Source organism: Tolypothrix sp. VBCCA 56010, assembly GCF_050875635.1.
GTDB lineage: Bacteria > Cyanobacteriota > Cyanobacteriia > Cyanobacteriales > Nostocaceae > Hassallia.
Map to the genome: position 1 here is coordinate 1 of NZ_JBPAOH010000306.1, position 2811 is coordinate 2811.

Consider the following 2811-nt stretch of genomic DNA (forward strand, 5'->3'; position numbering starts at 1 on the left):
TAGCATACACCCCTCCTAATTTTCTGACTGGAGGGGATTTTATTGCTTAAGTGCCCCTTCCTCGATCGCCTATGCATAGTAACTAGCAACTTGGGTTAATAGTGACATACTTTTGGGAGAGAGTGGGGCGATCGCCACACCTCCAGAAAACAACTCCCCCGCCCCAATAGTAGAAGCCCAAGGTGTAAAAATCGGACCAAAAGGAGAAATTATTCTCGCTGCAAACCCTTCTCAATTAACTTCTTCCTATAGTCCTTGGCAACGATTCACAAGAGGTTGTTATGGAAAATAAGTGTTGGCATATTTGTCAAGCTCAGTTTGCACTCACCCTATTAACACTGATTCTCAGCTAATTAATACCTACAAGTGTACGTGCTATTGAAGTGGCTCAAGCTCCGCCACCAAACCTTCCGCCAAACTTACCAACAGATTTACCTCCTCCCCAAGACATTAAACCCCCAACCTCTGAACCACCTCCACAGTTACAAGATCCTTTACCTTCTCCTCCTCGAGAAAATCCTTTCCCTACCACACCTACCCCACAACAAGAACAATCACCAGAAGCAGAATTTCCTGAGAACTTCCCAATCATAGTTACAAGGTTGGAATTTGTAGGAAACACAGTTTTCAAAGACGAAGAATTACTCAAAGTCATTGAAGATGCTTTGAATTGTGTAACGAATGACTCCGCTCCCAATTCTCCAAAACCTGAAGATAATTCTGGTTGTGAAGATCCAAAGCTTGACATTAAGCTACCAAGAAGTGAGCAAGATAAAGCTGTTAAACTCACCTTTGCTCAACTGCTTAAAGTTCGTTCTGCAATTACCAATTTTTATATCAAGAAAGATTACATCACTTCTGGAGCTTTGATCCCAGAACAGGCGATCGCACCAACAGGCGGTGTGGTGAGGATTCAGATTGTTGAGGGTAGCATTGAAGATATCAAAGTGACTGGAACTCGGCGATTAAATCAAAAAGATGGGCTGAGTTAAGAGAAGACAACTTGTTAGGGATTGGAGATAGTTTGAGTGTAGCTTACGCTAATACAGATGGCAGCGATAAAGTTGATTTTAACTACGCTCTCCCCCTAACTCCCCAAAACACGACTTTAACTCTCAGCTATAACACCACCTCAAGCAAAATTATTGAGAAACCCTTTGACATATTAGATATTTCATCAGAATCGCGGGAGTACCAACTCACCCTCAGCCATCCAATTATTCAAACTCCCACTCAAGAATTCACCCTTGGACTCACTGCCTCTCATTTCCAAATTGAGACTTCCTTGGGATTTAAAGATATTGGAGGTTTTCCCGTTTCACCAGGAGCTGACAATCAAGGACGTACTCGCATATCAGCGCTCCGTTTCTTTCAGCAATGGATTCAAAGCGGTGATAATTCTGCTTTGGCACTTCGTTCTCAATTCAATTTTGGACTTGATGCACTGGATGCCACTGTTAATAAAGTTGAACCAGATGGTCGCTTTTTTGCATGGAGAGGACAAGCACAATGGGTGCGTAGCTTTGCAAGAGATACTTTATTAGTCCTTCGGGGTGATATACAAGTGTCGGATAGAAGACTTGTACCCTCAGAGCAATTTGGATTGGGTGGTTTGGCAAGTGTTAGAGGATACCGTCAGGATGCATTGCTATCAGATAATGGTGCTTTTGGTTCTGCGGAATTCCGGTTGCCGATTCTACGGATTCCCAGAGTACAAGGGCTTTTACAGGTAGCACCGTTCGTAGATTTTGGTACGATTTGGAACAACTTTGAGACAGCAGAATCTGAGGATAACACCTTAGCATCTGTTGGTATCGGTTTGCGATTTAGGATGGGCGATTCTCTAAATGCCCGCTTTGACTGGGGAATTCCCCTCATCTCTATTAATTCAAATGAAAGAACTTTACAAGAAAACGGCGTATATTTTTCTGTTATCAAGGCTAAATTTTGTCAAAAACTGGATGCGACTTCGCAATTTATCTGATGCTCAATATCAACAAATTGAAAGTTTTCTTAATGAAACAATTGAGCAAGCTGGAGGTAAAAAAGATAAAAAACTACGCGATTTAAGGGCGGAATCTTATGCTCTGGGCTATCTGGGTAAGCTATATGAAGACAGAAAACAATGGGATTTAGCTATAAAAACAACTCAGAAAGGACTGCTCATAGCTCAATCTATTCCAGCCCCAGACATAGCATATCAATGGCAGTGGCAATTAGGACGCATTTACAAACCGATAAAAGCTAAACAAGTACAAAAGGACTTTCAAGACATAAAAAAAGCAAGAGAAGCATATGGAGGTGCTTTTTAAACATTGCAATTTCTTCGTCGGGAGTTAGCATCTGGTAGCCCAGATGCACAATTGTCCTTTTTAGAGGAAATCCAAACCGTCTATCGCGAATAAGTTGATTTATTACTATTGGAAAAAAACCCTGAGCAAACTTACCTCTCTCAAGCTCGCACAGTAATTACCTCTCTGCAAGCAGTCGAACTTGAAAACTTTCTGCGTCTAGCTTGCCCTGAAAACAACTTACAGAAAATTGATGATGTTCTTGATAAAAAAGCTAAGGACACAGCTTTTGTGTACCCACTTGTTTTAGAAGATAGAATTGAGGTTATCCTGAAAATTCCTAATGTTAAACAACTACAAAATTTTCAAAAGTATGTTTCTCGCGGTGATGTAGAAGACCTAGTCAAAAAGTTGCAGTTAGAGGATGTCTGAGAAGTTTTAGATAGGTGATTTTAATTACGCAAGTTGCTTTAGCATCAAACGAATCATGGCAACATAAATAAATGCTTCAGTCGTCTCA

At 41.0% G+C, this 2811-nt stretch carries 5 protein-coding genes; all 5 read left to right on the top strand.

What is annotated here, in order from left to right:
* Nucleotides 1–112: 112 nt before the first annotated feature.
* The 5 genes from AABK37_RS40955 (at nucleotide 113) to AABK37_RS40975 (ending at nucleotide 2723) form a co-directional block, all read left to right on the top strand.
* Nucleotides 113–292, top strand: a complete 180-nt coding sequence (locus AABK37_RS40955) for a hypothetical protein (protein ID WP_432557105.1) — start codon at nucleotides 113–115, stop codon at nucleotides 290–292.
* Between the two features lie 91 nt (nucleotides 293–383).
* Complete coding sequence (locus tag AABK37_RS40960) at nucleotides 384–992, top strand: POTRA domain-containing protein (RefSeq protein WP_432557106.1); 609 nt, start codon at nucleotides 384–386, stop codon at nucleotides 990–992.
* A 32-nt stretch (nucleotides 993–1024) separates the two neighbouring features.
* Nucleotides 1025–1984: a ShlB/FhaC/HecB family hemolysin secretion/activation protein gene (locus tag AABK37_RS40965; RefSeq protein ID WP_432557107.1), complete on the top strand. Its 960-nt coding sequence runs from the start codon at nucleotides 1025–1027 to the stop codon at nucleotides 1982–1984.
* Entirely contained in the window at nucleotides 1962–2312 is a 351-nt protein-coding gene (locus AABK37_RS40970; protein WP_432557108.1) for a hypothetical protein, read from the top strand. Before AABK37_RS40965 ends, AABK37_RS40970 begins: the two co-directional genes overlap by 23 nt.
* 108 nt (nucleotides 2313–2420) lie before the next feature.
* Nucleotides 2421–2723 (top strand): hypothetical protein, encoded by a 303-nt coding sequence (locus tag AABK37_RS40975; RefSeq protein ID WP_432557109.1) that lies wholly within the window; start codon nucleotides 2421–2423, stop codon nucleotides 2721–2723.
* Nucleotides 2724–2811: the final 88 nt, after the last annotated feature.